We start from the raw sequence: 26,573 nt of genomic DNA on the forward strand, positions 1-26,573 counted from the left end.
AAAAATAATATTATCTTAAAAACCTGATGTGAATGTGATTCTTAGTCGTTTCTTTATAATAAATGGATAAAACGGTTAATCTGGCAGGATTTAAACGCTTAAAAAAGATGTTGATTATCCGAAAAAACATAAAAGAGTATCTTTATACCATCAGACTATTTACAGGTTGATTTATGAAGATAAAATAAAGGATTATGATTTATAAAAACTGCTCATAACTGCCAGTAAAACAGTGTCAGCAAAGATAAAATCAAGTATAATCAACGTTGATTAAACGTAAAATACAATATACCATAATGATTAAACTTAATAAAAAGCAAATGTAAAAGCAGTAAAAACAACGGCTAAAACCTTATTGCATCGATTAAAAAATGGATTTTAATAACAGTTAAAAACTTTTCAATTATAAAAATATCGGTAAAAGACAATTGGATTTATTAATGCCTATATACCTATTAAAAAAGGGGGAATAAGAATGTTAAATAGATAAATTAGATAATATTTTTTTAAAAATGAACAAATTTTAATAATGTTTTTAACCTGTAAATAAAATTTTTATCAGTCAGTTAAAAAACCGAAAATGAAAAAAGGAGTAAAAAAATCCGTAAATACATGATTTAAATTACAGTCTCTTAAATCGCCAATTTAATCCTGTTTTACACGACACTATCTTGCCCAATGGCATTGCTTTTATATGGTTTTATTTAATTACCTTTAATGTGATTTAACGCTTAAATATCTGTTTAATCATTATAAAATTTCTGGGTAATTAATTTCACAGACTTTTCACTATTGTTAATTTAATAAGACATCATTAAATTAATTTACAGATTTATCTAAAATCACATGACGAGCCTATTTTAATGAAACCAAGATAAAAAGCGTAAAAAAATATCCTAAATGTAAAATAAATCTCTTTTTAAACAATTAAAAACCCGTAAAATTTTTCAGACTTTTAGTCAATCAGTCTATTTAAAAACACCGCTAAACAATCAAATCACGCTTGAAAACTGACGTTGCTACTCGCTCACCGGGCAACAAATGCGCTGGAGAATAGTCAGCAGGATATCGCACGCCTGCTGGATTTGGGACACAATACCATTAAATAACTTAAAGAATTGCTATTGATGTATAAAAGATTACCTTCATCCTTATCACCATTTTACGGCATTTAATATATCGAATTCCCCATTGTCAGGATTAAAGATCTAGGCATTGATCGCATTTCGCACTATCCATTCAGATGGACAAATAATCACACATTAGAATAGTTTTCTTATGTCACTATAAAATTCTCAATATTTTCTATGGAAATATTGCCGTTTTATCACCAAAACCAGATTAACTTAAGAAAAGAGAAAGTCCGATGGATCAACGCAACACCCGAGTGGTCAGGGCCACGAGTTATCTTTTAATTTACCTGACCGCCGTTTATCCCCTTCATCCGGCTATGGCAGCCGGGATAACACCGGATAATAGCCACACACAGGTACAAAATCAGGGCAATATCCCGGTTGTCAATATCGCCACACCGAATGACGCCGGGATATCCCATAACACCTACCAACCGGTCACTCAATTGCTATTGAGTGACCGCTATTATAGTGCCTATCTTCCTAACACAAATTCACTATCACAAGATAGGGAACTCTTTAGCATTTATTCTCAATCTTGATAGTCTTCATATGAACCTATTTAATTATTTTATAAAAAAGAGGAATTTTTATAACTTCGTTTAACTTGGATGTTTCATGAGAAAATTGGTGGAGGTGTTGCAGAGGCCATTGCAACTGATAACGCAAATGGTGCTAATGCTGGTGAAATCGTGATCCTCTTCAATCACCTGCATTCCATGAGTGTTTACAATCTAACCAGAGAGCTTCAAGAGGCCAATAAACAAGGCACCGCTACCGAAGCCATCTGGAACAAATACGGAGAACTGAGCGCCGCGCAACGGGCGGAAATGTTGTCTAATTGTGCCGGGAGCGGTGGGTTATGCACACTAACCTACCAAGCCGAAATGGAAGGTGGAATAAAAACAGCCGATGCCGTTAGTGGCCTGAGATGGATGTTTGGCTTATCGGCAGAAGACGCTCAACGTCTTAGCCAATCTGTGACCACCGAAAACCAAAACGATTTAGGTCTATTGTATAACTCGTTGTCCGCCTGGGAAAAAGGTGTAGTGATGTGATGGACACCCCTTTTTCTCCACCGAATACTCTGACATCTTTATATCCAGTGAAGTTAGTTTCAGGAATACATCACATCACTACCGGTTCGATTTATGAAGATAAAACAAACGAGGCTGATTTATTAAAACTACTCATAACTGCCAGTAAAACAGTGTCAGTAAAGATAAAAAGCGATTAGAATCAACGTTGATAAAACGTAAAACATAATATGCCATGATGATTAAACTTAATAAAAATCAAATAGTAAAAGCAGTAAAAACAACGTTTAAAACCTGCTTATCATAAATCTATCAATGAAAATAAGAAAAAGAATTGGCTTTATTAATGCTTGTATATCCCGTAAAAAGTGATATATAAAAATATTAATCGGTTAATCAGACAACCTATTTTCCAAAAGGAATCGACTTTAATAGCGTTTTCAATTGGGAATAAATTTTTCATCAGCCAGTTAAATAATTACTCATGAAAAATAGGAATAACAAAATCCTCAAATAAATGATTTAACCGAATACGAACCGGGTGACTTTTAGCGTTATTATGTAACACCGCGATATCTTAAATATGCTCGTTTAAACTGGATTTACACTGCTTTCATCCACCAATAGCATTGATTTTCTGCGGTTTGATTTAAGCTATGCCTCTTTTTATGCCTTTAATGTGATTTAACGTTAAAACCGTGATAAAGGACTCCTTTACGATGGCGAGAATCCCTCTCTGGGGATTAACGTTTTAACTGTGTAGGTACCTTAGTCACTCGCAGTAAAGCAAAACCATCTCACCCCTTTTCTCCTACTGTCTGAAACGTTGTAGCAATCAGGTGATCTTTATTTTTGATTGCATCCAGCGTCTGGCGAATATCCTTTGCGTGGGGATCATGTTACTCATCAATAATCGCGCCACCACGTACAATGTTAGCCGCAAATATTTTAGGTCAGTTTGGTGATGTGTAGATATCTATAGCCTTTGGGTAGGGGAACAGTCAGAATATTTGGTTTACAATAACATTAAGTACACCCTAACAGTGACTGGTTGAAAATAATATGATTTCTAATGTTACAGCGGCGTTGGCTGATTTTACCCGTCGTTATGTTGATTTATGGCAAAAGGAAACCGGGGCCTCACCTGCCAGCAGTGAGCTTTATGGTGTGCCATCACCTTGCATTACCCATACTGGTCATGACATGGTTTACTGGCTTCCGCAGCCTTTTCCTTTGGAAGATAAGCTGAATAGAGTTGAAGTTGCACTGGATATCCAATTACAGCCGGCAATTCATGATTTTTATACATCGCAATTGGCCGGTGATATGACGGTGATGTTTGAAGACCAGCAGTTTAGTTTGATTCAGGTCTGGAGTGAGGATGACTTTATCCGTTTACAGGAGAACCTGATAGGGCATTTGGTGACGCAAAAGCGGCTGAAACTATCGCCAACGGCATTTATCGCTACTATGGATGCGGATATGAGTCTCATTTCTCTATGTAATTTGACTGGTGAAGTGATTCTGGAGCAGTTTGGCAGTAGCAAACGAACTCGCCTATTTACCGACTTAGCTGAGTTTCTTGGGGCAATCGAGCCCGTCTTCATTCGTTAGTCCCGGATTTTTAACTCTGAATTTGTGAGATATCTCTTACACTTTATGTAAGAGATGTCATTGTTTACTTTAGTAAGTTTAACATCAGTTTATTATTTTTATTTTATTTCAATAGCCTATAAATAATTACAGATTTAATTTCCTTTACTGACTTATTGGTTCCATTTGCATAGCTTGTTTCATTCAGCGAATTAATTCATTCTGTTCCTCGCAGGAAAGGAATCATTGCGCATAACTTCTCAAGGACAAATAGGGTGATGATGGTCAGGATGACTGATGCAATGCATAATAGGATTGTATGCAATATAAATAAAAATGATGGGTAAGGGATAACCAATTAAGGATAATCTGTCAGGGAGTGAGCAGGGAGCAAACTATTAGCCGGACTGCTATAAAAGCACAACTTAAAGGGAGCGCTGGTTCGCTCCCTTCTCTTTATTTCTTTTTATTTGATTGATGGAAAAAGCAAATTTTCAGTTTAGCCATTGCCCCGTAAACCGTCGCCCAATCCGGCGGCGATATAAGGGGGAGCTAACTAGGGGTTTCCTGCGATCTGACATAGGTTTTCAACGTTTCAATCGTTGCGCCGCCTGCACTACATGCAAAATAAGATCGTGACCATAGTGCACTGGTTTTTGACTGACGAGATAAATGCGTATTTAAAGTTCTGACATGGCGGCTGCTGACTGATTTTAAATTATTAACCAGTACACTGATTGCCAATTTGGGCGGATAAGCCACCAATATGTGAACGTGATCAGCTTCTCCGTCCATTTCCAGTATCTCAATCTCAAGCCGTTTGGCTGCGGATAAAAAAGCCTCTCGGATTTGTTGGATCATCGTTCCATCGAGGAGCTGACGACGATACGTTGTTGTAAAGATTAAATGGACAACTAACCTGCTGACACTGTGTCGCCGACGTAGATAATTTTTTAATTCATCATTGTGTGCACTCATTTGAAATGCGCTCTGAAAATCCCTAGAATGATAGAATTCTATCAATGAGTGGTTATCATGAAAAGAGCCATTAAAGTCCGCCTCTATCCCACTGTTGAACAGGCTGAATTTCTGAATGCCCAGTTCGGTGCAGTCGGGAAATCATCGGCAAGGTATCAAGCATCACTATGACACGTAGTGTGACGGGTAAATACTCTGCCGCGATTCTTTGAACCGCAACAGCCGCAATCTGCGGCGGAAACAAAAAGCCTTATCCCGAAAGAAAAGCGGTCTGAGAAGTGGGAAGCCTCGCCGTTTACGGCTAGGAGCAGTCACGGGTTATTAATGATATTCTTATGAGCTTGGTAGCTTTGAATAAATATTTATCAGACTGAAAATATGAGTACTGAAAAACAAATTCTGCAAAAATTACAACTAATTGAACAAGCCATGAGGGAAATTGACCTATGGCAAAGTCATCCCCCTAAAGCGGAATCTTTCGAAAGTGTTGAACCATTTTCAATTGATACGATGCTGGCTGAAGAGTGGTTGCAGTGGGTATTAATTCCGAGAATGTATGCGTTGCTGGAACAGGGCGCAGGGTTGCCTGTGGCATTCGCTATCGCTCCTTATTTTGAAGAGTCCTATAAAGAAGAGGCTACCGGGCGTTGTCAGCAACTGCTTGAACATCTTCGCGCATTGGATCGCTTATTTATTCAGGGTGATTTCTGATATGTTGGAAGTGTTATATCAGGATGAGTATATTGTAGCGGTTAATAAACCTGCCGGTTGGTTAGTTCATCGTAGTTGGTTGGCGCGCCACGAAACACGCTTTGTGATGCAGACATTGCGCGATCAGATTGGTCAGCATGTTTTCCCTGTACACCGTCTGGACAAGCCGACATCAGGCGTATTGTTAATGGCGCTTTCCAGTGATGTTGCTCGTCAGCTTTCTCAACAGTTTGAATATCATCAGTTGCAAAAAACTTATCATGCTGTCGTGCGTGGCTATGTGCTGGAACCCGATATTATCGATTATGCTCTGGTTGAAGAGTTGGATAGAATCGCCGATAAATTTGCAGACAGTGATAAAGAGGCTCAACCTAGTGTGACTTATTTCCGACCACTGGCGAAAGTAGAATGTCCGGTAGAGATTGGCCGTTATCCTACATCACGCTTTAGTCTGCTGGAATTGACGCCGAAAACAGGCCGGAAACATCAATTGAGACGGCATATGGCACATATTCGTCATCCAATTATTGGTGATACGACACATGGTGATTTACGGCAAAACAGAGGGATTACCACCCATTACCAAACCAGCCGGTTGATGCTGCATGCCAGTTTGCTTGAATTGGATCACCCTATTACCGGTGAGAAGTTATCTCTTACGGCAAAATGGGATGCGTCGTGGCAACATTTGATGCAACAATTTGGCTGGCAAGGCATTATGCCAGATTTGGAATATGATGAAGCGAGCAGGATGGAAAACGTTATAGATTAGGATGTTTTCAAAGAATACCTGTTTTCCTTGTCTCTTGATTGAGGTCATTAATTAAGAGACAAGGCAAGGTTGAGGGGAATATTATAAATGGTAATTGTTAATATATAATCTTATTGGTTTCTACTGGCTAATATTATTGTTTTTTAGATTTAATTATTGAGCGGAAAACAGTTGAGGTGACTATTGAAGAAATTAATAATGTTGTGAATATAGCGACTATTTCTCTAATTTCAGCACCTAAGTAAATAGTATAGAAAAGAATAATCATAGTAATAAATACATAAATGCCTGATTGCATACCCAAGGTATAAATAGAGTCTTTAGAATATAAACCCAGGTAAGAGAAAAAAACAGGTTGCATCAGCGTATTAGCTAAAAATACCAGGATCGTAAATAATAAGTAAAATATACCCGAACCCATGATAATGCCAAGTAAACAGCATCCAAGGGCAAATAATTGAATGATATTACCTACTATGATTTTTTTTCTGAAAGATACTGGTTTCGTTACTTTAGTGATCGCAATTGCACAAGGGAACCATATAATCAACAATATAGTATACATATGAACTATGTTAATATATTCGAAATATTCTGTCCTGATTGCTGGTATAATAATTAAGGATAGAAAGAAACAAACATTTATTATAACCAAACTAAAAAAGGCAAAGAAAATACCTAATTTATTTTTTATAATCATGGGGTTTTTAATGTCTTGTTTGGGTTTTCTTAAAATGTTATTCTTATGACTGGTAAAATAGACAATTAAAGAAATGGAATAAATAAATGCAGCAAAGAAATCTGCTGATGTACGGGAATTTAAACTAAGGAGAGAGAAAATCGCAGGGATTAAAAATGGCAGACTTAATAATGCAAGGCTTAAAATAGAGAAATTATTATTAGTTTTATTTTCGTTTCCTTCGGTTACAAGAATACTTCTTCCCATTATGACAATAAATCCACTTATTATTCCCCATAATATTCTATGCAGAGCATCCAGCCAAATAGGAATAAATATTTTTTCTCCTGAAAAGAGAATGCAATTGACAGTTGCTAATAATAAGAATAATCCAAAGAGATTATTACTGAAAGAAATAGTATTCACTTTTTGGATGATAAAGGATATTGTTATACATCCCAGAGAGAGTCCTAATAAATAGGAAAAAACAGGAATATAAGCATTTAAAACTATGTTTCCATCTTTAAATATGGTATCTATCCAGATCATTAGACCAGATGAGCCAGTGATATTTGCGGCGCTTAATAACACACTAAGCACGACAGCTCTATTATTAAACATGGTGATCATCCTCCTTACGCAGTACTTACTTCTGTCATTCTAGTAATTTCATTCTACTATTATTTTCATTGAAATAGAATATAAGTAATGTTTAATAGCAATGAAAATATTATCAGCTAAAATTTTCCCAAGAATTAACGTTAATATTAAATTATTATTGTCGGAAGAACTTAGTTTAATACCACTTTGTTTTGCTACTTAATGGTGGTTTTTAGAGGAAATTTAAATTATCTATTTGAATTATATTTAATTTTGCAGGAGTTGTTAAAGGTGCAATGTTGGTGATTATCTGTGACTGTTTTATGTAGAATAGCCACAATCATTGATCAGTGCATCTGTCCGTAATTAGCCTGACAGATATATCATTAGTCATTAGTGCTGATGATATATTGTTTACATGACAGAAGGAGCCCAACAGTGGCAACATTTGATTGGTGCGACGACTTAGCTGGCAAAGTAATTATCCCTGATTTGAAAAGGGTTGAATTTTCTGTGCTTGCCAGCGAGGATAATTAATAATTCCTTTAAAAAGAGATAATAGGCGATGGCGAAGATTGGTATTTTTGTTGGTACTGTTTACGGTAATGCTTTGGTGGTTGCAGAAGAAGCACAGCTGATCCTTGAACAACAAGGCCATGAGATAGAAGTATTTGAAGAGGGGGAGCTGGAACAGTGGCAATCCTATCTGAATCAGGTAATTTTAGTTATCACTTCAACGACTGGACAAGGGGATTTGCCTGATAATATTCAGCCGCTTTATTGTGCTTTGCGGGATGAATTAGGTTATCAGCCGGAATTACGCTATGGCGTTATCGCTTTGGGTGATGGCAGTTATGAGAATTTTTGTGGTGGTGGTCGTACTTTTGATGAGCTGTTACATGAGCAGGGAGCAATAAGAATCGGCGAGGTTCTTCTGGTGGATGCGATGGAAGAAGCTGAACCGGAAGTTTTTGCTCAGTCCTGGATCAAACAGTGGGGCGAATTAGTTGAATAATTTTAATACACCGCTTATACCGGATAGGATATAAGCGGTGCATTAATATATGAACTGCTTTATTTCCGGGTTAATTTTTCCAGATCGGCTTCAATCTCGGCAATTTTATTGGCAACAACGTGTTCAAGATGGCGCAGGTCATCAAGGATTTTATGTTTCAAATCGACTTCTGCCTGATCACGTTTGCAAATTTGATCCAACTCTTCAATTACATAACGCAGGTTAGTATTAATTTCGTTGATCTCTTTGTATCCTTGCTCTGCATTGTCTGAAGCAACCGTTTTGCGTTGACGTGGATATTTGAATTTCACGCTTTTGGCAAAGAATTCTCCTCTATCTTTGCGAAAATAGATTTTCAGGATGTCGTTGTTAGCTTCCTGACGCAGACTGTAGCGGTCAATCTCTTCGGGATATGTGATCCCCAGACTCTTTAAGTTATCGTACATGGCGCCACCTTAAGGGTATTTTTCCCAGTAGGTTGTTATTAATGCGTCGTTTTGAATTTGGATTATGCTTAAACGCCTTATGTACTCTGCGTACGTTTGGGGTTGTGCACATTGCCCACGTTCAAACTATCTATATTAATAACACTTACTGAGGTCGGTAATGATGATAAAAAGCAAAAAAATAGCGGACTTATTATCCGCTATTTTAAAGTTTAATCTATTGCTCTTAAGAGTTCATTAATGCCCACTTTTGCCCGTGTTTTAGCATCCACTTTTTTCACAATAACAGCACAATACAAGCTGTAGCTGCCATCTTTCGATGGAAGGTTGCCAGAGACAACAACAGAGCCGGCAGGGACCCGGCCATAATGGATTTCGCCTGTTTCACGATCGTAGATTTTGGTACTTTGACCGATGTAGACGCCCATTGAAATCACAGAACCTTCTTCGACAATGACACCTTCTACGATCTCTGAACGGGCGCCGATAAAGCAGTTATCTTCAATAATGGTCGGGTTGGCCTGCAATGGTTCCAGCACGCCGCCGATACCGACGCCGCCGGATAAATGGACGTTTTTACCAATTTGGGCACAGGAGCCGACAGTTGCCCAGGTATCTACCATTGTTCCTTCGTCAACATAGGCGCCGATGTTGACATACGAAGGCATCAGCACACAGTTGCGGGCGATAAAGGCTCCCTGCCGCGCTGTCGCAGGAGGAACCACGCGAAAACCCTCTTTTTCAAATTTCGCATGATCGTAGTCAGCGAATTTCATCGGGACTTTATCGAAATAACGGCTTTCGGCGCCATCCATGACCTGATTTTCATTAATACGGAAAGAGAGCAGTACCGCCATTTTCAGCCATTGATGAGTGACCCACTGACTGTCAATTTTCTCTGCAACACGCAGTTTTCCACTGTCCAGCAGATTGATGACCTGAGTAACGGCATCACGTGTTTCACTGTTGACTGTTGCTGGAGTAATAGTGGCGCGATTTTCAAAAGCACTTTCAATAATGGATTTTAATTGCTGCATTACATCTGTTTCCTTGGTTATCAGCCGAATCATGGGGGCTTGTGTTCAGTTATATTTTATCCTTTGGATTTAGGGTTTCTGTCAACCTTTCTGACAATTCTTCTCTGACTTTTTTATCTAATGCTTTATGGTCCTTATCCGCCAGCACAAAAAAATCTTCGACACGTTCGCCGATCGTAGTGATGTGCGCACCATGCAGTGAAACCCCCATTTCGGTAAAAATATTGCCGACTCTGGCCAGTAATCCTGGTTGATCCAGTGCGAATAGTTCCATATAGGTTCGTCGTTCATTGTGGGTAGGCAGGAAGATCACTTTTGTTGGTACATTGAAGTGACGCAGTTTGGTTGGCAATCTTCGTGCTTTGGGGGTCCTGGTATAAGGATCCAGAACGACCCGCAAAAGTGCGTTATGTATTATTTCGTGACGATCCGGCGCTAGAGGATGACCATTGGGTTCCAGTACCAGAAAAGTGTCCATCGTCATGTCATCACGATTAGTAAATATCTGAGCGTTATGAACGCTCAGATTGCGTCTATCTAGTTCGCCGACAACTGCCGCAAATAGGGAAGGGCGGTCCGGACTCCAGATAAAAATCTCGGTACCGCCGCGAGTTGGCTTAGTACTGATCAGTATCAGCGGCTCTTGATAATCATGCGCCGCTAGGTGGCGGGCGTGCCATGCCAGTTGCCTTGGGGTATGGCGAAGGAAATAATCTGCATGACAACGGCTCCAAAGCTGATGCAGTCTCTGCTCGTTAATATTGTCCTGGCGCAGAAGCGCAAGAGCCTGAAAGCGGTTATGACGGATGCGTTCCCGCAAATCCGGTGTATTTCCTTGGCGCAATTGGCTCTCTGTAGAGAAATAGAGTTCCCGTAATAAGCTCTGCTTCCAACTATTCCACAGGTTGACGTTGGTTGCGCAGATATCCGCGACTGTCAGGCAAATGAGATAATGTAACCGGGTTTCATTGAGTATTTCATGGGCAAATTGTTTAATGACTTCCGGATCCTGGATATCTCGCCGTTGAGCCGTGACTGACATTAATAGGTGATGACGAACCAGCCAGGTCACCAAGTCAGCTTCTCGTGAGTTAAGCCCATGTTGCAGTGAAAATGCCAGCGCATCTTCAGCGCCAAGTTCAGAATGATCGCCATTACGTCCTTTGGCGATATCGTGAAACAGCGCAGCAAGACGCAGGATTTCAAGCTGAGGTAAACGCGGGTATAGTTCAACGCAGAGCGGATGGGCTGCACGGTTGTTCTCATCAGCAAAACTTTCCAGTTTTCTCAGCACGCGGATTGTATGCTCATCGACGGTGTATGCGTGAAACAGATCAAATTGCATCTGGCCGACAATGTTGCCCCAAAGTGGTGTATAAGCGCCAAGAACACTGTGACGGTGCATGGGGACAAATGCGCTTTCAATCGCCCTCGGGTGACGCAGAATATCCATAAAAATTTTGCGGGCTTCGGGTAATTCACACAATGGCTGATTTAAATTGCGGCGGGCATAACGGAGCTGGCGTAACGTAGTAGAATAAATGCCCTGAACTTCGGTATGTTCAGCCATGCGATAAAACATTCGTATAATCGCTGTAGGATCTTTGATAAACAGCGTCTCATCGACCAGATCAATTAGTTGTCCACGTAGCTGGAATTCATTATCCAGTGGGCGGGATTTTTCACTGGTTTCCAGCGCCAGAATAGCTTCATCAAACAGTTGCAGCAGCATATTGTTGAGTTCGCTGACGCGGCGTGTCATCCGGTAAAAATCTTTCATCATCCGCTCTATCGGCTGATTACGTTCGCCTTGATAACCCAGTAACTGAGCAATGCTGAATTGGCGATCAAACAACAGGCGATTATCATAACGATTAACGACCAGATGAAGGGCAAAGCGGATACGCCAAAGGAAGCTTTGGCACTCATTCAATTCATTACGCTCTTCCGCTGTCAGGAAGCAGAAATCGACCATCTCATCTATTGAGGTTGCTCCAAAATGGCGGCGGGCAACCCACAGCAAGGTATGGATATCCCGTAACCCTCCGGGGCTGCTTTTGATATCAGGTTCCAAATTGTAACTGGTGCTGTGATAGCGCTGGTGGCGTTCATGTTGTTCGACAATTTTGGCATCAAAGAATTCAGTAGAAGGCCAGAAACCATCACTGAAGGTATGTCGCTGTAATCGAAGGAAAAGTGACAGATCGCCGCAGATTAACCGTGATTCGATTAAATTTGTCGCAACAGTCAGGTCTGACAGCCCTTCCAGCAAACATTCTTCGAAGGTACGAACACTATGGCCTACTTCCAGCCGAATATCCCACAGCAGGGTGATAAACTGTCCAATATTCTGAGCTTGATGTTGTGTGAGAGGCTGCTCACTGAGGATCAGCACGTCAATATCAGATAGCGGGTGCAGTTCCCGGCGGCCATATCCGCCGACCGCAATCAATGAAAGTGATGAAATTTTATCAAACCCATGAACATTCCATAACTGTTTTAGTAATTGATCTATGTAATCACTGCGGGCAGAAATCAGGGCTTCTGCGGAAATTCCTGCTTTAAATGCATGTTCGAGCCAAAGTTGAAATTCTTCGAGGTGTTGTTTCAACACCGGGTAGTGAAGATCATCACAGGAAAAATCAGCTGGAGAAAGTGGCGGGATAGGAGCCTGAATTGTGGCGATATCTGCTGGCATAGGTATGAACCCGTGAGAAAAGCGAATCATAACGGCCAGATTACTGAGAAAATATCGTGTTGAACAGGAGATATTGCCAGAGAAAGAGATTGGAAGCCCTGTATGTTTCAGTAAGGCTTCACAATTTAGCGTTTAACTCATTCATTAACTAGGACGGCGGAAAGAATGGGTTCCTCTTCTTTACGCAACGTCATGATTTCACAGCCGTTATCAGTCACAACAATCGTGTGTTCATATTGAGCAGACAAACTGCGATCTTTGGTTTTGACTGTCCAGCCATCTTTCATGGTGCGGATGCGGTAATCGCCAGTGTTAACCATAGGTTCAATAGTGAAAGCCATCCCTTTTTGCAGTACAACACCGCCATCATCTGCATCATAGTGCAGTACTTGAGGTTCCTCATGGAAGACTGCGCCGATGCCATGACCACAATATTCACGGACCACAGAAAAATTCTTGGCTTCAACAAACTGTTGAATGGCTTTACCAAGAGTGCGTAGGCGAATACCTGGTTTTACCATTTTCAGTGCCAGATAGAGGCTTTCTTGAGTGATGCGGCATAGACGTTCACCCTGAATGGTTGGTTTACCAACAATAAACATTTTTGAAGTATCGCCGTGAAAGCCCTCTTTTATAACAGTCACATCAATATTAACGATATCGCCATTTTTCAGCGCTTTATCATCACTTGGGATACCGTGACAAACGACGTCATTAACCGAAATACAGACAGATTTTGGGAAACCGTGATAACCAAGACAAGCTGAAACAGCCTGTTGTTTATTGGTGATGTGATCGTGACAGATGCGATCCAATTCACCTGTTGTCACACCGGGTTTGACGTAAGGTTCAATGATTTCCAGTACTTCCGCCGCTAGGCGGCCGGCGACGCGCATTTTTTCAATATCTTCAGAGGTTTTAATTGAGATTGCCATGAAACTTGTCCATTCAAAGCCAGCAAATCTGCTGGTTGTATGATTATCAATAGGAAAAAAATTATTGAACCAATGGTATCAGCCTACAGAATATCTGCCAATAACCGTTGGCAGCCATATTTTCCCCGTTACTTGTATTTATTAGGAATATCCATCATAACCGTGTTTTTCTTTCCATATTGTGCTATCAGAAAATGACAACAAAAGTTGGTGTCTTAAGCCGGTTTATGATATAAAGCGCGCCGGCGTTCTGTGTATTTGTTTCTAAGGCAAAACACCAGAGGCGTTAAATATACTCATTGTGTAAATAACACACACGGGTCGGCACATACACCGGGGTGCTCTCATGCAGAACATGCAGCTAAAGAGTCGGTGTTATGGGGCTCGTGGAGGCATAACCCCAACTTAATATTTTACAGAGGTTTACAATGGCAACTGTTTCCATGCGCGATATGCTGCAAGCGGGCGTTCACTTCGGTCACCAGACTCGTTACTGGAACCCAAAAATGAAACCATTCATCTTTGGCGCTCGTAATAAAGTGCATATCATCAACCTGGAAAAAACTGTTCCAATGTTCAACGACGCGTTAGCTGAACTGAACAAAATTGCTTCACGCAAAGGCAAAATCCTGTTTGTTGGTACTAAGCGTGCTGCAAGCGAAGCGGTTAAAGAATCAGCTCTGAGCTGTGATCAATTCTTCGTTAATCACCGTTGGTTAGGCGGTATGCTGACTAACTGGAAAACCGTTCGCCAGTCTATCAAGCGTTTGAAAGATTTAGAAGCACAGTCTCAGGACGGTACTTTTGACAAACTGACCAAGAAAGAAGCGTTAATTCGTTCTCGTGAACTTGGTAAGTTAGAAAACAGCCTGGGCGGTATCAAAGATATGGGCGGCTTACCTGACGCTCTGTTTGTTATCGATGCTGAACATGAACACATTGCTATCAAAGAAGCGAACAATCTGGGTATCCCAGTATTCGCTGTTGTTGATACTAACTCTGATCCAGATGGTGTTGATTTCATCATCCCGGGTAACGATGACGCAATCCGTGCAGTAAAACTGTATTTGGGTGCTGTTGCTACCGCTGTTCGTGAAGGTCGTTCTCAAGATCTGGCTGTTCAGGCAGAAGAAAGCTTTGTAGAAGCTGAATAATAAGGCAAGCTCATTGTTGAGCCCTTATTAACCAGGTATTGAAATATATTGGTTAGGGGGGCCTGTTATGGCCCCCTTTTACGTATCTGATATAAGAACTATCCATGTGGGATCTTATCTTCCTGCGGGATACATCGAGGAATAAAACAAATGTCTGGAATTACCGCTGCTTTGGTAAAAGAACTGCGTGAGCGTACTGGCGCAGGTATGATGGAATGTAAAAAAGCGCTGGTTGAAGCTAATGGCGACATCGAGTTAGCCATTGACAACATGCGCAAATCAGGTCAGGCGAAAGCGGCTAAGAAAGCTGGCCGTGTTGCTGCTGAAGGTATCATCCTGACGGAAGTAGCTACTGATGGTAAATTCGGTGCTTTGGTTGAGCTGAACTGTGAAACTGACTTCGTTGCTAAAGATGCTGGCTTCATCGCTTTCGGTAAAGAAGTTATGGCAGCAGTATTGGCTGATAAAGTCTCTGACATTGAAATTCTGAAAGCTAAGTTCGAAGAACAACGTACTACACTGGTTGCTAAAATCGGTGAAAACATCAACATTCGTCGCGTTTCTGTATTAGAAAGTGAACAACTGGGTACTTACCTGCATGGTGCGCGTATCGGTGTTCTGGTTGCGGCTGAAGGCGCTAATGAAGAGCTGATTAAGCATGTGGCTATGCACATTGCTGCAAGCAAGCCAGAATATGTTAACTCAAGCGATGTCCCTGCTGAAGTTGTTGAGCGTGAGCATCAAATCCAGCTCGATATCGCAATGCAGTCTGGTAAACCACGCGAAATCGCAGAGAAAATGGTTTCTGGCCGTATGAACAAATTCACCGGCGAGATCTCTCTGACTGGTCAGCATTTCGTGATGGACCCAAGCAAAACGGTTGGCGATCTGCTGAAAGAGAACAATGCTAAAGTGACTAACTTCATCCGTTATGAGGTTGGCGAAGGTATTGAGAAAGTTGAGGCTGACTTCGCAGCAGAAGTTGCTGCAATGAGTAAACAGTCTTAATTTCTATAAACAGAGCCGCCAAATGGCGGTTCTGTTTTATCTAATCTAAACCGTCTATTCTAGTAGGCGTTGAGTTTTTTGCATCTGGTCAGCGTGGCTCGGATGTATGTAAATCCCCAATATACTTTTCTGCTTTAGGACAGAACATCATGGCAACCAATGCAAAACCCGTATATCAGCGTATCCTGCTTAAGCTCAGCGGCGAAGCCCTGCAAGGTGCAGAAGGTTTTGGTATAGATGCCAGCGTCTTAGACCGCATGGCTCAAGAGATTAAAGAACTGGTTGAGTTAGGCATACAGGTCGGCGTCGTCATTGGCGGGGGTAACCTGTTTCGTGGCGCGGGCTTGGCTGAAGCAGGAATGAACCGTGTAGTAGGCGATCACATGGGCATGTTGGCAACAGTGATGAATGGTCTGGCAATGCGGGATGCATTACACCGCGCCTATGTGAACGCCCGTCTAATGTCTGCCATTCCTTTAAATGGCGTTTGCGATAACTATAGTTGGGCAGAAGCGATTAGTTTGTTACGTCATGGTCGGGTTGTTATTTTCTCTGCGGGTACTGGCAATCCGTTCTTTACTACCGATTCGGCAGCATGTTTACGTGGTATTGAGATTGAAGCAGATGTTGTGCTAAAAGCAACTAAAGTAGATGGTGTTTACTCTGCTGATCCGGCTAAAGATGCGGAAGCGGTATTGTTCGATAAGCTGTCTTATCAGCAGGTATTAGAGCGTGAATTAAAAGTCATGGATTTGGCGGCATTTACTCTGGCTCGTGATCATAGCTTACCAATTCGTGTATTTAATATGAATAAACCGGGTGCGCTGCGTCGTGTGGTAATGGGTGAAAATGAAGGTACTCTGATTTTCCACGAATAATGTTCAGAGACACCAGAAATGTTTGGCGGTATGATTAGTCGCCTGATACGTCAAATGTAATAAACATGGTCATAATGACTTATGGCTTGAAAAACAACCAGTTCCCAAGGGTTTGTAACGTGATTAATGAAATCAAAAAAGACGCACAAGACCGTATGGAAAAAAGCGTCGAAGCACTTAAAAACCAAATCAGTAAGGTTCGCACTGGCCGTGCTTCTCCAAGTCTGTTGGATGGTATCACTGTTGAGTATTATGGTGCGCCTACACCTCTACGTCAGATTGCTAACGTCATCGCTGAGGATGCTCGTACTCTGGCTATCACGGTATTTGATCGTACTATGACTCCGGCGATTGAAAAGGCAATCATGGCTTCTGATTTAGGTCTGAATCCCTCTTCTGCGGGTACAACAATCCGTGTTCCTTTGCCCCCATTGACAGAAGAACGTCGTAAAGATCTGATTAAAGTGGTTCGTGGCGAAGCTGAACAAGGGCGTGTTTCTGTGCGTAATATCCGTCGTGATGCTAACGATAAAATCAAAGCTTTGCTGAAAGATAAAGAGATCAGTGAAGATGATGAGCGTCGTGCACAGGATGATATTCAGAAGTTGACTGATAGTTTTATCAAAAAAGTTGATGAAGCTTTAGCTAAGAAAGAAGAAGAACTGATGGAGTTCTAATCTCTTTCATGAGATACATTAAGCGTCGCTATCGTGCGGCGCTATTTTTTATCCGGCATTTCTCTGAGGTCATGGGTATTCATACCAGGCAAATCAGACAAGTATCAATACACATCAAACAGAGCAATTCAGAGCATCAGTATGAAAAGGTTGACCATCCTTGGTTCCACAGGTTCCATAGGCAAAAGTACACTTGCTGTAGTTCGCAATCATCCTGATAAATTTGAAATAACGGCGCTTGCCGCCGGGAAGAATGTTCAGGTTATGGCTGAACAATGTCTGGAATTTAAGCCTCAATATGCTGCGATGGCGGATGAAGTTTCCGCAAAAGAACTTAGACAGTTGCTTATTGAACAAGGTTGTAAGACCGAAGTACTTTTCGGCGAACAGGCTGCATGTGATCTGGCTGCTTTGAGTGATGTTGATCAGGTAATGTCTGCGATTGTCGGTGTTGCGGGTTTACTGCCAACACTGGCTGCTATCCGGGCGGGTAAACAAATTTTACTTGCGAATAAAGAATCCTTGATCACCAGCGGCCGGTTTTTTATGGATGCCGTGGTGAAGCATAATGCTCAATTGCTACCCATTGACAGCGAGCATAACGCTATTTTCCAGAGTTTACCTGAGGTAATACAACAGAATCTTGGGTACGGGGATCTGAAACAACACGGGGTTGCTAATATCATTTTGACAGGTTCGGGTGGGCCTTTTCGCCATACTCCTTTGGAACAGCTGGCTTTTATGACGCCGGAACAGGCTTGTGCTCACCCGAATTGGTCGATGGGGCGCAAGATTTCTGTAGATTCTGCGACAATGATGAATAAAGGCTTGGAATACATTGAGGCGTGTTGTTTGTTCAATGCATCTGCTGCGGAAATGGAAATGGTGATTCATCCTCAGTCTGTCATTCACTCAATGGTCCGTTATCAGGATGGTAGCGTTATCGCTCAACTAGGAACACCGGACATGTGTACGCCGATTGCCTATGCAATGGCATACCCAAATCGTATTGCTTCTGGTGTTGAACCTCTTGATTTTTGTTCTTTAGGCTCACTGACTTTTTCGAAACCAGATTATGGACGGTATCCCTGTTTGAAGCTGGCTATTGAAGCATGCCATGAAGGTCAGGCTGCAACTACAGCGCTGAATGCAGCGAATGAAGAAATCGTTAAAGTTTTTTTACAAAATGGAATCTCTTTCACAGATATTGCTATTATAAACCGGCAGGTTGTAGAAAAATTAAATTTACCGGAACCTCAGAGCATTGAAGAAGTCTTACAGATTGATCAGCTCGCAAGAGATTTAGCTATAAAGACGATCAGTTCATTTATTCGATAGTATTGCTGATTGGCAAATGGGTATTTGTTCGCATTTTTACCTGGTGGTATAGTTTTCGTATAACTGTTGGTTGGTATAATTAACAGTTCAGATTTTGGAGAGTTTTCTTTCAGATAATTAGGCTTTTAACCAAGTCGTGATCGTGATACAAGACACGGCTTTTTTATGTTTGGATGCTTGAATTTGCAAGAGAATTACCCTAACCAGTAAAGGATTAATTGAGTGATATTATCCAGCGATCATCAGAACGATTTGTCGTCATTATTACCTAAACACGTTGCCATTATTATGGATGGTAACGGCCGTTGGGCAAAAAAACGTGGGAAATTAAGAGTTTTTGGTCATCGTGCAGGGATTAAGGCGGTACGGAGTGCGGTGAGTTTCTCGGCTAAACACAAAATTGAGTCGTTGACTCTGTACGCTTTCAGCAGTGAAAACTGGAACCGGCCGGAGCAGGAAGTCAGCTCTTTAATGGAGTTGTTTATTTTTGCACTAGATAGTGAAATCAAAAGTTTACATAAGCATAATATTAGATTATCTGTTATTGGCGATATCTGCCGGTTCAGTGAGCGTTTACAAGAGCGTATCCGCCGCTCGGTTAAGTTGACTGCTAATAATACTGGTCTGCAACTTAATATTGCTGCAAATTATGGTGGTCGTTGGGATATAGTTCAAAGTGTTCAGAAAATTGCCCGGCAGATTAAGGATAATTCCCTTGAACCACAGGATATTACTGAGGAATTAGTCAATAATTACATTAATCTGAACCAGCAACCTCAAGTTGATTTGGTCATCAGAACTGGTGGTGAGCATCGTATCAGTAATTTTCTGTTATGGCAGATAGCTTATGCAGAATTCTATTTTACCGATATACTCTGGCCTGATTTTAATGAAACCGTTTTTGAAGGTGCAATTAATGCCTTTGCGAAAAGAGAACGCCGGTTTGGCGGAACAATACCAGACGATGCCGATGTGGGATCATAGGAGGAGCTCTTGCTGAAGTACCGCCTTATAACGGCTGTGATATTAATCCCTCTTGTGATTGCCGCTTTGTTCTTGCTGCCGCCAGCCGCTTTCGGGCTGGTTATTATAGCTGTTTCAGTCCTTGCTGCATGGGAATGGGGGCAATTTGCCAGCTTATTTAGCCAAAAGAAACGGGTTATTCTGGCTGTTTTGTTCGCTATCGGTTTATTGGCCTTGCAATATACTCTGCCGGATTTCACTGATCTGATTAAACAACAGCAAATTACCTTTATCCTGTGGATGGGGATGATTTGGTGGATCGTTGCGACTCTTCTGGTGATTACCTATCCCTCTTCCGCTTTAATCTGGAAGAAATCCATGTTATTGCGCCTCTTGTTTGGAGCCCTGACATTAGTGCCGTTTTACTGTGGAATGATGGTTTTACGGACTCAGGGATATGATGACAATTCATATCACGGCGCATGGTGGTTGCTGTATGTCATGTTATTGGTTTGGGGAGCTGATTCTGGTGCTTATCTATTCGGACGTACTTTAGGTAAACACAAAATGGCGCCAAAAGTCTCGCCAGGGAAAACGCTGGAAGGATTAGTGGGTGGTTTAATAACTGCGGCTATTATTTCATGGTTATTTGGTAAATATGCTCCAGTGCCAGTAATGCCTGAAAAACTCATGTTGTGTTCTGCTATTGTCGTTATCGCTTCTGTATTTGGTGATTTGACTGAGAGTATGTTCAAACGTGAATCTGGTATTAAAGACAGCAGTCAGCTAATTCCGGGACATGGCGGTGTGATGGATCGTATTGATAGCCTGACTGCGGCGATCCCTGTCTTTGCCGGTCTGATATTGCTGGTATTTTGATTTCTCTGTTTGATGGCGTTTAAAGGAATATGATGGGAATTCTCTGGAATCTGGCGGCTTTTATTATTGCGCTGGGTATATTGATCACTGTGCATGAGTTCGGTCATTTTTGGGTGGCCAGAAAGTGTGGTATTCATGTTGAACGTTTCTCCATTGGTTTTGGTAAAGCGCTATGGCGGCGTACCGATCGTCAGGGAACTGAATATGTCATAGCCCTTATTCCGCTGGGGGGCTATGTGAAAATGCTTGATGAGCGTGTTTCACCTGTTTCTCCTGAACACCGTCATATGGCATTCAATAGTAAAACTATTGGTCAGCGCGCTGCGGTTGTCAGTGCAGGGCCAATTGCTAACTTTTTACTGGCGGTTGTGGTTTATTGGTTGGTGTTTATTATTGGCGTGCCGGCAATACGTCCTGTCGTTGCAGATATCAAACCAGATTCTATTGCGGCACAAGCAAATATTTCATCAGGAATGGAACTAAAATCCGTAGATGGTATCGAAACGCCTGACTGGAATTCAGTTCGTTTTGCTCTGATAGGTAAGATAGGTGATGAGAACATGACTGTTCAGGTTATACCTCCAGGCTCATCGCATCCGGTAGAGAAGATTCTGGATTTGCGACAATGGAGTTTTAACCCCGATAAGCAGGATCCCGTGTTGTCATTAGGGATTATGCCTGTCAGCCCTCGTTTGGATTCTCAACTGGAGAATGTGACTCCTGGTACCGCCGCGGAAAAGGCCGGTTTACAAAAGGGGGATAGGATAGTTAAAGTCAATGGTCAGGAATTAGATGCTTGGCATACTTTTACATCCTTTGTTAGTAATAATCCGAATGTCCCACTGGAACTTTCAGTGGATAGGGCTGGTCATATTATTTCTCTCTCTATAACGCCGGAAGTAAGACAGCAAGCCAAGGGTAAGGAAGTTGGCTTTGCCGGTGTGGAACTGCGGGTTATTCCATTAGCAGACGAATATAAAATGGTTCAGCAATACGGGCCTTTCTCTGCCATTTATCAGGCAGGAGACAAGACCTGGCAGCTGATGCGGTTAACTGTCAATATGATGGGTAAGCTAATCGTCGGTGATGTGAAAGTTAACAACTTGAGTGGGCCTATCTCTATTGCCAAAGGGGCAGGGGTGTCGGCTGATTCAGGCTTGGTGTATTATTTGATGTTTTTGGCGCTAATAAGTGTCAATCTTGGGATCATTAACTTGGTTCCATTACCTGTGTTAGATGGTGGACACTTGCTCTTCTTGATTATCGAAAAGATAAAAGGCGGGCCGGTTTCCGAGCGTGTACAAGACTTCAGCTATCGCATCGGTGCCATAGTATTGGTGTTATTGATGGGGCTTGCACTTTTCAATGATTTCTCCCGCTTCTAAAGCGGAAGACTGGTTAGGAAGACGCATTACAACGATGGCGATGAAAAAGTTACTCATAGCGTCGCTGCTGTTTGGCAGCGCCACTGCGTACGGTGCAGACGGGTTCGTAGTTCGGGATATTCACTTTGAAGGTCTTCAACGCGTTGCCGTAGGCGCAGCATTACTGAACATGCCAGTTCGCGTAGGTGATACGGTCAGCGATGAAGATATCGGTCGTACCATTCATGCACTATTTGCTACTGGTAACTTTGAAGACGTTCGTGTCCTGCGTGATGGCAATACACTTATTGTTCAGGTAAAAGAACGGCCGACTATTGCCAGCATTACTTTCTCTGGCAATAAATCGGTGAAAGATGACATGCTGAAACAGAATCTTGAGGCATCTCGTGTTCGGGTCGGTGAAGCACTTGACCGCACTATGTTGTCCAATATCGAAAAAGGGCTGGAGGATTTCTATTACAGTGTGGGTAAATACAACGCCAGTGTAAAAGCGGTTGTTACGCCACTGCCACGCAATCGTGTCGATTTAAAACTGGTTTTCGCTGAAGGTGTTTCGGCAAAAATTCAGCAGATTAACATCGTAGGTAACAAATCATTTTCTTCTGATGAGTTATTGAATCGTTTCCAACTCAGAGATGATGTGCCGTGGTGGAATCTGACTGCTGATCAGAAATATCAGAAACAAAAACTGGCTGGCGACCTTGAAGTGTTGCGCAGTTTTTATCTTGATCGCGGTTATGCCCGTTTTAACATTGATTCGACTCAGGTCAGTTTGACGCCGGATAAAAAAGGTATTTATGTCACGTTGAATATTACTGAGGGGAATCAATACAAAATATCTGGTATTGACCTGAACGGTAATATGGCGGGTTATCAGTCAGAAATCACTAAATTGGCTAACATTGAGCCTGGTTCTCTGTATAACGGGACTCAGGTGACTAAAATGGAAAGTGAAATCAAAAATTTGCTTGGCCGTTATGGTTATGCTTACCCACGGGTGATGACTCAACCTGAAATTAATGATCAGGACAAAACAGTGAAACTGCATGTCAATATTGATGCAGGTAACCGTTTCTATGTTCGTAAAATCCGTTTCTCTGGCAATGACACCAGTAAAGACTCCGTTTTGCGTCGTGAAATGCGCCAGATGGAAGGGGCATGGCTGGGGAGTGATCTGGTTGAATTGGGTAAAGAACGTCTTAACCGCTTGGGTTATTTCGAAACTGTAGATGTTGAAACTCAGCGTATACCCGGCAGCTCTGATCAGGTAGATATTGTTTATAAAGTTAAAGAACGCAATACCGGTTCTCTGAATTTTGGAGTTGGCTTCGGTACTGAAAGTGGCGTCAGTTTCCAGATTGGCGCTCAGCAGGATAACTGGTTGGGAACAGGTAACTCTGTTGGGGTTAATGCCAGTAAGAATGATTACTCAACCTATGCAGAAATCTCTTTCACTGATCCTTATTTTACGGTTAATGGGGTGAGTCTCGGTGGCCGGGTATTCTATAACGATTTCAGAGCTGATGATGCTGATTTGTCCGGTTATACCAACCAAAGCTATGGTGTAGATGGTTTCCTTGGTTTCCCGATTAATGAAAATAACTCCTTACGTTTTGGGTTGGGCTATATTCATAACTCTCTATCCGAGATGCTCCCTCAGGCAGCAATGTGGCGTTATCTGAAGTCTATGGGTGAGAATCCAAGTCTTGAAAGAAAAGCTGACTTTAAAGCGGATGATTTCTCTCTGAATGTAGGTTGGACGTACAACAACCTTGACCGTGGTTTCTTCCCAACATCGGGTGTGAAATCGACTCTGAACGGTAAAGTAACCATCCCTGGCTCGGATAACGAATTCTATAAAGTGACTTTTGATACGTCTGCGTACTATCCAATTAATGATGCGCGTACTTGGGTGATTTTGGGGCGCGGTCGTTTAGGCTATGGTGATGGGATCGGTGGTAAAGGGTTGCCATTCTATGAGAACTTCTATGCAGGTGGCGCCAGTACCGTTCGTGGTTTCCGTTCCAACAATATCGGTCCTAAGGCTATTTACTTGAATAAGGACGGAAGTCCTAAGGAAAATAGCCCATCCCGTGATGCTGTGGGGGGGAACGCAATGGCAGTCGCCAGCCTTGAGTTGATCACACCAACGCCATTCCTTGATGGTAAATACTCGAATTCTGTCCGAACTTCATTCTTTATTGATTCAGGTACAGTTTGGGATACTGACTGGAGTGATTCTGCTGTAATGAAAGCCAAAGGTATACCTGATTACAGTAAACCAGGTAATATCCGTGTTTCAGCGGGTATTGCATTGCAATGGATATCTCCTTTGGGACCGCTGGTGTTCTCTTATGCTAAGCCGATCAAAGACTACGAAGGCGATAGATCAGAACAATTCCAATTTAATATTGGCAAAACCTGGTGATAATGCGTTTTTATCTTATTATTGATAAAACAGATTATTGATAAAGCAAGCTTTGAAATCATTGGTTTCAGGGCATTAACGAAGTTTTCCAATATGTTACAGATAGCGTGGTTTAAGGAGTTTATAGTGAAGAAATTGTTGTGTGCAGCAAGCCTCGGTATTGCATTAGCTTTCTCTGCTGGTGCTCAGGCAGCAGACAAGATTGCCGTTGTAAATGTCGGTGAGATTTTCCAGCAGTTGCCTGCCCGTGAAGCTGTTGCGAAACAGTTGGAAAATGAGTTCAAAAGCCGCGCATCTGAACTGCAAAGAATGGAAGCTGATTTGCAGACCAAAATTCAGAAATTACAGCGCGATGGTTCTACCATGAAATCCAGCGAGCGCGCTAATCTGGAAAAAGACGTTATGGCTAAACGTGAAGAGTTCGGCAAAAAAGCCCAGACTTTTGAGCAAGATAATCGTCGTCGCCAAATGGAAGAACGCAATAAAATTCTGAGCCGTATCCAGGACGCAATCAAAGTAGTTGCAGGTAAAGAAGGCTATGACGTTGTGGTTGATGCGAATGCTGTTGCTTATTCAGTATCTGGCAAAGACATTACGGCAAGTGTATTGAAACAGGTTAAATAATAGATGCCTTCAATTCGATTGGCTGATTTAGCTCAGCAGTTGAATGCACAATTACATGGTGATGGCGATGTGGTCATCACCAGTATTGCCCCAATGCATTCGGCTAATAACGAACAGATCACTTTTTTGTCTGACAGCCGTTACCGTGAACGTTTAGGTGAATGTCAGGCTGCCGCTGTTGTTCTTCGCGAGTCAGATCTTCCTTATTGTAATGTTCCGGCATTAGTTGTTGCCAATCCTTATCTGGCCTATGCCTATATGGCCCAGATTATGGATACAACACCGGTTCCCGCACAGGATATTCACCCTTCTGCGGTGATTTCACCTCAGGCAATACTGGGTAAAAATGTTTCCGTTGGCGCTAATGCTGTTATCGAGTCCGGCGTTGTTCTTGGTGACAATGTTGTGATCGGGGCTGGCTGCTTTATTGGTAAAAATACGCATATTGGCGAGGGAAGCCGCCTTTGGGCAAATGTTTCTGTTTATCATGATATTGAAATTGGTGAGCAGTGTTTGATTCAGTCAGGGGCCGTTATCGGATCTGATGGCTTTGGCTATGCGAATGATCGCGGTAATTGGGTTAAAATCCCTCAATTAGGTTCAGTCATTATTGGTGACCGGGTTGAGATTGGCGCCTGCACAACTATCGATCGGGGTGCTTTGGACAATACTATTATCGGTAATGGCGTCATTATCGATAACCAGTGTCAGATTGCCCATAATGTTATCATTGGTGATAACACAGCAGTTGCTGGCGGTGTGATCATGGCCGGTAGTCTGAAAATTGGTCGTTATTGTATGATTGGTGGCGCCAGTGTCATTAATGGACATATGGAAATCTGTGATAAGGTAACAGTCACGGGGATGAGTATGGTGATGCGCCCAATCACTGAACCTGGTGTATACTCTTCTGGTATTCCGTTACAACCAAATAAAGTTTGGCGTAAGACAGCAGCTTTAGTCATGAATATCAATGAAATGAATAAACGTCTTAAGTCATTGGAGAGTAAGCTGGAAGGCAAAAAAGAGTAATTGCACTATATTTTTGGTTGTATTTTATTTTTGCGGCCTGCCTGGGAACTCTGGATTTGGGGTTTAAGCGGGCCGTGTCGTTAATATAATTAGTCCTTTTTAGACAGGAAGAGTATTTAGATGAGTGATAATCATACTCTGCACATTGAAGAAATTTTAGATCTGCTTCCGCATCGTTATCCGTTTTTATTGGTGGATCGCGTTCTTGATTTTGAGGAAGGTAAATTCCTACGTGCAGTTAAAAATGTATCTTTTAACGAACCCTTCTTCCAGGGGCATTTCCCAGGCAAACCTATCTTCCCTGGTGTTCTGATCCTTGAAGCTATGGCACAGGCCACCGGAATTCTGGCATTTAAGAGTGTAGGTAAACTGGAGCCAAATGAACTCTATTATTTTGCCGCTATTGATGGTGCCCGTTTTAAACGCCCGGTAGTGCCTGGGGACCAAATGATTTTAGAAGTTGAATTTATTAAAGAGCGTCGAGGGGTTGCTCGTTGTAGAGGCGTAGCAAAAGTCGATGGAGAAGTGGTTTGCGAAGCAGAAATGATGTGCGCTCGCCGTCGTGAGGTCTAG

24 protein-coding genes and 1 pseudogene are annotated in these 26,573 nt (G+C 42.0%); 19 read left to right on the forward strand and 6 right to left on the reverse strand.

Going from position 1 to position 26,573, the window contains the following annotated elements:
- Window positions 1–1,366 precede the first annotated feature (1,366 nt).
- The 3 genes and pseudogenes from ABR397_RS16660 to syd all read left to right on the forward strand — a co-directional run.
- Window positions 1,367–1,567: pseudogene (locus ABR397_RS16660) on the forward strand (hypothetical protein); the annotation flags it as partial.
- A 177-nt stretch (window positions 1,568–1,744) separates the two neighbouring features.
- Entirely contained in the window at window positions 1,745–2,191 is a 447-nt protein-coding gene (locus ABR397_RS16665) for a hypothetical protein (protein ID WP_350306739.1), read from the forward strand.
- A 1,041-nt stretch (window positions 2,192–3,232) separates the two neighbouring features.
- Window positions 3,233–3,784: a SecY-interacting protein gene (gene syd, locus ABR397_RS16670; RefSeq protein WP_350306740.1), complete on the forward strand. Its 552-nt coding sequence runs from the start codon at window positions 3,233–3,235 to the stop codon at window positions 3,782–3,784.
- A gap of 531 nt (window positions 3,785–4,315) precedes the next feature.
- Here syd and tnpA read toward each other — a convergent pair.
- The gene (gene tnpA, locus ABR397_RS16675) at window positions 4,316–4,741 is read right to left on the reverse strand and encodes an IS200/IS605 family transposase (RefSeq protein ID WP_350306741.1); all 426 of its coding nucleotides are present in this window, start codon (window positions 4,739–4,741) and stop codon (window positions 4,316–4,318) included.
- A 57-nt stretch (window positions 4,742–4,798) separates the two neighbouring features.
- Here tnpA and ABR397_RS16680 point away from each other — a divergent pair, with 57 nt between their 5' ends.
- The 3 genes from ABR397_RS16680 to truC all read left to right on the forward strand — a co-directional run bounded on the left by ABR397_RS16680 (window position 4,799) and on the right by truC (window position 6,224).
- Complete coding sequence (locus tag ABR397_RS16680; RefSeq protein ID WP_407072883.1) at window positions 4,799–4,912, forward strand: helix-turn-helix domain-containing protein; 114 nt, start codon at window positions 4,799–4,801, stop codon at window positions 4,910–4,912.
- A gap of 207 nt (window positions 4,913–5,119) precedes the next feature.
- A complete protein-coding gene (locus ABR397_RS16685; RefSeq protein ID WP_350306742.1) occupies window positions 5,120–5,452 on the forward strand; it encodes a YqcC family protein in 333 nt (110 codons plus the stop codon).
- Window position 5,453: 1 nt separating this feature from the next.
- Window positions 5,454–6,224, forward strand: a complete 771-nt coding sequence (gene truC, locus ABR397_RS16690; RefSeq protein WP_350306743.1) for a tRNA pseudouridine(65) synthase TruC — start codon at window positions 5,454–5,456, stop codon at window positions 6,222–6,224.
- A gap of 133 nt (window positions 6,225–6,357) precedes the next feature.
- Here the strand turns inward: truC and ABR397_RS16695 are convergent, their stop codons facing one another.
- On the reverse strand, window positions 6,358–7,524 hold the full coding sequence (locus tag ABR397_RS16695; RefSeq protein ID WP_350306744.1) for a hypothetical protein: 1,167 nt from the start codon (window positions 7,522–7,524) through the stop codon (window positions 6,358–6,360).
- 544 nt (window positions 7,525–8,068) lie between these two features.
- Between ABR397_RS16695 and ABR397_RS16700 the strand changes: the two genes are divergently transcribed.
- Entirely contained in the window at window positions 8,069–8,518 is a 450-nt protein-coding gene (locus ABR397_RS16700) for a flavodoxin (protein ID WP_350306745.1), read from the forward strand.
- Window positions 8,519–8,577: 59 nt separating this feature from the next.
- Here ABR397_RS16700 and ABR397_RS16705 read toward each other — a convergent pair whose 3' ends face one another.
- The 4 genes from ABR397_RS16705 to map all read right to left on the reverse strand — a co-directional run bounded on the left by ABR397_RS16705 (window position 8,578) and on the right by map (window position 13,634).
- Window positions 8,578–8,964 carry a DUF3461 family protein gene (locus ABR397_RS16705; protein ID WP_350306746.1) on the reverse strand — a complete coding sequence of 129 codons (387 nt, stop codon included), beginning with the start codon at window positions 8,962–8,964 and terminating at the stop codon, window positions 8,578–8,580.
- Between the two features lie 212 nt (window positions 8,965–9,176).
- Window positions 9,177–10,001 carry a 2,3,4,5-tetrahydropyridine-2,6-dicarboxylate N-succinyltransferase gene (gene dapD, locus ABR397_RS16710; protein WP_350306747.1) on the reverse strand — a complete coding sequence of 275 codons (825 nt, stop codon included), beginning with the start codon at window positions 9,999–10,001 and terminating at the stop codon, window positions 9,177–9,179.
- 49 nt (window positions 10,002–10,050) lie between these two features.
- Entirely contained in the window at window positions 10,051–12,699 is a 2,649-nt protein-coding gene (gene glnD, locus ABR397_RS16715) for a bifunctional uridylyltransferase/uridylyl-removing protein GlnD (RefSeq protein WP_350306748.1), read from the reverse strand.
- A 137-nt stretch (window positions 12,700–12,836) separates the two neighbouring features.
- Window positions 12,837–13,634, reverse strand: a complete 798-nt coding sequence (gene map, locus ABR397_RS16720; RefSeq protein WP_350306749.1) for a type I methionyl aminopeptidase — start codon at window positions 13,632–13,634, stop codon at window positions 12,837–12,839.
- Between the two features lie 428 nt (window positions 13,635–14,062).
- Here map and rpsB point away from each other — a divergent pair, with 428 nt between their 5' ends.
- From rpsB to fabZ, 12 genes are all read left to right on the forward strand, one after another.
- Window positions 14,063–14,788, forward strand: coding sequence for a 30S ribosomal protein S2 (gene rpsB / locus ABR397_RS16725; protein ID WP_350306750.1), 726 nt, complete (start codon window positions 14,063–14,065; stop codon window positions 14,786–14,788).
- Window positions 14,789–14,938: 150 nt separating this feature from the next.
- A complete protein-coding gene (tsf, locus tag ABR397_RS16730; RefSeq protein ID WP_350306751.1) occupies window positions 14,939–15,796 on the forward strand; it encodes a translation elongation factor Ts in 858 nt (285 codons plus the stop codon).
- Window positions 15,797–15,945: 149 nt separating this feature from the next.
- On the forward strand, window positions 15,946–16,674 hold the full coding sequence (gene pyrH / locus ABR397_RS16735; protein WP_350306752.1) for a UMP kinase: 729 nt from the start codon (window positions 15,946–15,948) through the stop codon (window positions 16,672–16,674).
- A gap of 119 nt (window positions 16,675–16,793) precedes the next feature.
- The gene (gene frr / locus ABR397_RS16740; RefSeq protein WP_350306753.1) at window positions 16,794–17,351 is read left to right on the forward strand and encodes a ribosome recycling factor; all 558 of its coding nucleotides are present in this window, start codon (window positions 16,794–16,796) and stop codon (window positions 17,349–17,351) included.
- A 141-nt stretch (window positions 17,352–17,492) separates the two neighbouring features.
- Window positions 17,493–18,689: a 1-deoxy-D-xylulose-5-phosphate reductoisomerase gene (gene ispC / locus ABR397_RS16745; RefSeq protein WP_350306754.1), complete on the forward strand. Its 1,197-nt coding sequence runs from the start codon at window positions 17,493–17,495 to the stop codon at window positions 18,687–18,689.
- A 288-nt stretch (window positions 18,690–18,977) separates the two neighbouring features.
- Window positions 18,978–19,673, forward strand: coding sequence for a (2E,6E)-farnesyl-diphosphate-specific ditrans,polycis-undecaprenyl-diphosphate synthase (ispU, locus tag ABR397_RS16750; RefSeq protein WP_407072885.1), 696 nt, complete (start codon window positions 18,978–18,980; stop codon window positions 19,671–19,673).
- A gap of 9 nt (window positions 19,674–19,682) precedes the next feature.
- Window positions 19,683–20,531 (forward strand): phosphatidate cytidylyltransferase, encoded by an 849-nt coding sequence (gene cdsA / locus ABR397_RS16755; RefSeq protein WP_350306756.1) that lies wholly within the window; start codon window positions 19,683–19,685, stop codon window positions 20,529–20,531.
- 29 nt (window positions 20,532–20,560) lie between these two features.
- Entirely contained in the window at window positions 20,561–21,916 is a 1,356-nt protein-coding gene (rseP, locus tag ABR397_RS16760; RefSeq protein WP_350306757.1) for a sigma E protease regulator RseP, read from the forward strand.
- Between the two features lie 34 nt (window positions 21,917–21,950).
- The gene (gene bamA / locus ABR397_RS16765) at window positions 21,951–24,344 is read left to right on the forward strand and encodes an outer membrane protein assembly factor BamA (RefSeq protein ID WP_350306774.1); all 2,394 of its coding nucleotides are present in this window, start codon (window positions 21,951–21,953) and stop codon (window positions 24,342–24,344) included.
- 126 nt (window positions 24,345–24,470) lie between these two features.
- Window positions 24,471–24,968 (forward strand): molecular chaperone Skp, encoded by a 498-nt coding sequence (skp, locus tag ABR397_RS16770; RefSeq protein WP_350306758.1) that lies wholly within the window; start codon window positions 24,471–24,473, stop codon window positions 24,966–24,968.
- A 3-nt stretch (window positions 24,969–24,971) separates the two neighbouring features.
- On the forward strand, window positions 24,972–26,000 hold the full coding sequence (gene lpxD, locus ABR397_RS16775; RefSeq protein ID WP_350306759.1) for a UDP-3-O-(3-hydroxymyristoyl)glucosamine N-acyltransferase: 1,029 nt from the start codon (window positions 24,972–24,974) through the stop codon (window positions 25,998–26,000).
- 120 nt (window positions 26,001–26,120) lie between these two features.
- Window positions 26,121–26,573, forward strand: coding sequence for a 3-hydroxyacyl-ACP dehydratase FabZ (gene fabZ / locus ABR397_RS16780; protein ID WP_021324819.1), 453 nt, complete (start codon window positions 26,121–26,123; stop codon window positions 26,571–26,573).

Origin of the sequence: Photorhabdus viridis (assembly GCF_040256935.1) — a bacterium.
Classification (GTDB): domain Bacteria; phylum Pseudomonadota; class Gammaproteobacteria; order Enterobacterales; family Enterobacteriaceae; genus Photorhabdus; species Photorhabdus viridis.